The organism is Bifidobacterium sp., from assembly GCF_050874245.1.
Lineage (GTDB): Bacteria > Actinomycetota > Actinomycetes > Actinomycetales > Bifidobacteriaceae > Bifidobacterium.
Genome location: NZ_JBNMKH010000133.1, coordinates 1 through 3,080, shown reverse-complemented (window position 1 = coordinate 3,080; position 3,080 = coordinate 1). Strand labels below are relative to the sequence as shown.

The window sequence follows — 3,080 nt, the reverse complement described above, 5'->3', positions numbered from 1 at the left end:
GGTCAGATGGGCGGACCCGGCGGACAGTCCGGCTCCGGCAGTGGCCAGTCCAATGGTCAGATGGGTGAGCCGCCGAGCGGGCAGCCTGGCCAAGGTGGTTCCGATTCCGGTCAGGGCGGTTCCGGCCAGTCAGGCCAGTCTGGTTCTGGTCAGTCCGGCCAGCAGTCCGGCTCCAGCTCCAGCTCCTCCGGCTCCAACAATTCCAGCAGCTATCTGGACGCCGATGGGTCCGGAACCATCGCCAGCTGAATGGGGTTCGCGCCAGGCGTCTCCGCAACTCTGACGTCCTGGACCTCGCCTCCTGTATTTAGACCCCCGTGCATGTAACAGCTCCGGAAAAGTGATGTTTTCCGCGGAGATCTCATGTACGGGGGTATTCTTGTCGGTGGCGGAGTCGAGGCCGGCAGTCAAGGAAATCCTCTCAAAGGAATCTTCTCAGGCCGGCTCCGAGCTTCGGTGCGCTGGCCAATCGCCATACCCCTATCTTCTTTCCCCACAGCGATTATTGCCGCCGTTTGATAGCGTTGACCGCGGGAAGGAGCGGCACATGAGCGAAACCGCGCAATCCGAAGCACAGTCCGAAGAACGATCCAAGGATTCCGTCGCAGGCAAGGCGGTCACGGAAAGCAAGGCGATCGCGGACGAAACCGAAATCGCGGCCATCGAAGGAGCCGACAGTCCCGCCGACCGTCGTCTGCCGCTGATCGTCCGCATCTACGGCATCGTGATGATCGTCGAAGGCGTGGTGACGCTGCCGATCATCGTGCTGTCGTGCCTGTACGTTGTGCAGGCCGTGCTTTCCGGCGATATGAGGGTCGACGCGCTGAGCCTCACCACGATTCTGTCGGCGATTCAATCGGTCGTGCTGATGGTCACCACCGCGTGCCTGACGGTGTTCGGCGTGCTGCTTTTCAGGAACAAGCGCCGGCATATCGCGCAATGGACGTACCTGTTGATTCCGCTGACGCTCGCCGAAGGTCTACTGTCGCTGGCGTTGAAGGGGCTTGGTCCGAACCTCATCAGCCCGGCCGTCCAGCTTGTCGTGCTGATTGCCCTGCACATCACCGCGGACCCGTCGTTGCGGGAGGAGCGCCGGCTGCAGTTCGCGTTGCGGCGCATGGACGCCCGCAGCGCGTATGAGAACGCCGCTTCCCAAGGCATGGCCGGCCGCGATCTGACCGGCAAAGGCTATATTTCGCTGGATTTCTTCAATCTGTTCTGGCTGTTCACGATCGGTTGCGTGTTCGGTCTGGTGGTCGAGACCATCTACCATTTCATCCTGTTCGGCGAATACCAGGACCGCGCGGGCTTTCTGTGGGGGCCATTCTCGCCGATTTACGGCTTCGGCGTGGTGATCGTCACTGTGCTGCTCAACCATTTGTGGCAGTCGAATTGGCTGCTGATCTTCTGTTCCAGCGCTGTGATCGGCGGTGCGTTCGAATATTTCACCAGCTGGTTCATGCAGGTGGCGTTCGGCATCCGCGCATGGGATTACACGGGGCAGTGGCTTTCGATCGACGGGCGCACGTCCGGCAAGTACATGTTCTTCTGGGGCGTCCTTGGTTTGGTCTGGGTCAAGCTGATTCTGCCGCGATTGCTGCGATTGATCCAGCGCATTCCGTGGAGGATCCGCTATTCGTTGACGTTGGTGTGTTTCGTGTTCGTCTTTGTGGATGGCGTGATGACGTTGATGGCGCTTGACGCCTGGTATTCCCGTATGGCGGGGATCGCGCAGGATTCGCCTGTCGCGCAGTTCTTCGCCACTTATTTCAATGATGATTTCATGGCTCATCGATTCCAGACCATGAAGATCGACCCATCCACGGCCGGCCGTATGTAGACCGTGTCTCGGCGGATGCTGGCCGGGATGCTCCGGACCGGCCGGGCTGGCCGACGTTTACGCCGCGATGCTTTGGGCCAGTTGAACTTGGGCTGATTGGGCTGCGGATGTGGACTAGGTAGGCCGCTGGCCGACCGGATTGCTCTGATTGGTTGCCTGTGAAGGCGCTGTCATTCCGGGCTTTGGCCTGAGAGGAACAACGTTTGTGCACCGTGCGGTTCGTATCTACTGGTACGGGCTGCGAATTGGCTTTGTTCCCGTTTCCTGGGACTGTTGCTGGACGATTCGACGTCTACGCCGCGATGCTTTGGGCCAGTTGACGGATGAGGTCGGGGCGATGCCCGCTCCATGAGGAGTTCGGTGAGATGACCACCGGAATCTGCTTGAATCCGGCGTCCTTGATTTGCTCGAGCGTGGACGGATTCTGCGTCAGGTCGATCGCCACGTACCGCACGCCCAGTTTGGAAAGTTCCTGCTCGGTGGCTTCGCATTGCGGATTGTTCGGATTGGTGAAGACGGTTACGGTCATTACTTTTCCTCCCTATGCAAGCGGCTCCCCGCTTTGTGCGGATGCCTTCCGGTACGTTCTGCGATTATCGCCCGTCTGCGCGGGCCGTTCATCAGTATACACTACCCATAGTGGCGTTTCGTATGTTCATCCACTGTATATAGTGGGGAATTCCCCATAATACTGAAATATGCGAACAAATGTTCGATACCATTCAAGTCTATCATCGCACGCGATCGCGGCGCGCCGAAACCATCCTCGCCGCTGCAATGCGATCACTGCCGCCCGTGTCCTGTCCTCAATCGTCTAAACGTCCCGTCTGCCTGAATCGTTCGGACTGTCTGAATCGTTCGGACTGTCTGTCTGAATCGTTCGGACTGTCTGAATTGTCCTGCCCGTCCGAATCGTTCTGCCCGTCCGGACTGTCTGAATCGTTTGAATCGTCTGAATCGTTCGAACCGTCCAAACCGTCCGGACCTCTGAATTGTCCTGCTCGTCTTGCCTGTCCGATCTGTTCGAATTGTCCGAATCGTTCGAATTGTTCGAACCGTCCGAATTGTCCTGCACGTGTGTGCCGTCTGTGCCGTCTGAACCGTCCTGCTCGTCTGAGTCGTCCGAATGTTTTGCTCGTCCGTATCTTGCGCCCAGCTCGCCCTCATTCTGCATCGTCCTGCGCATCATCCTTTGTCGTGTGCGGATTTCTGTCAAACTTTGCGGATTTCGGCAAGACCG

At 58.6% G+C, this 3,080-nt stretch carries 3 protein-coding genes; 2 read left to right on the top strand and 1 reads right to left on the bottom strand.

What is annotated here, in order from left to right; translation table 11 throughout:
* Positions 1 to 249 (top strand): hypothetical protein (locus tag ACR0P8_RS09130; RefSeq protein WP_432624763.1); only part of this gene is annotated, 249 nt, incomplete at its 5' end.
* Between the two features lie 298 nt (positions 250 to 547).
* Positions 548 to 1,840 carry a putative ABC transporter permease gene (locus ACR0P8_RS09125; RefSeq protein ID WP_432624762.1) on the top strand — a complete coding sequence of 431 codons (1,293 nt, stop codon included), beginning with the start codon at positions 548 to 550 and terminating at the stop codon, positions 1,838 to 1,840.
* A gap of 292 nt (positions 1,841 to 2,132) precedes the next feature.
* On the opposite strand, the gene ACR0P8_RS09120 is transcribed toward ACR0P8_RS09125, so the two are convergent.
* Positions 2,133 to 2,369, bottom strand: coding sequence for a glutaredoxin family protein (locus tag ACR0P8_RS09120; protein WP_432624761.1), 237 nt, complete (start codon positions 2,367 to 2,369; stop codon positions 2,133 to 2,135).
* Between the last annotated feature and the right edge of the window lie 711 nt (positions 2,370 to 3,080).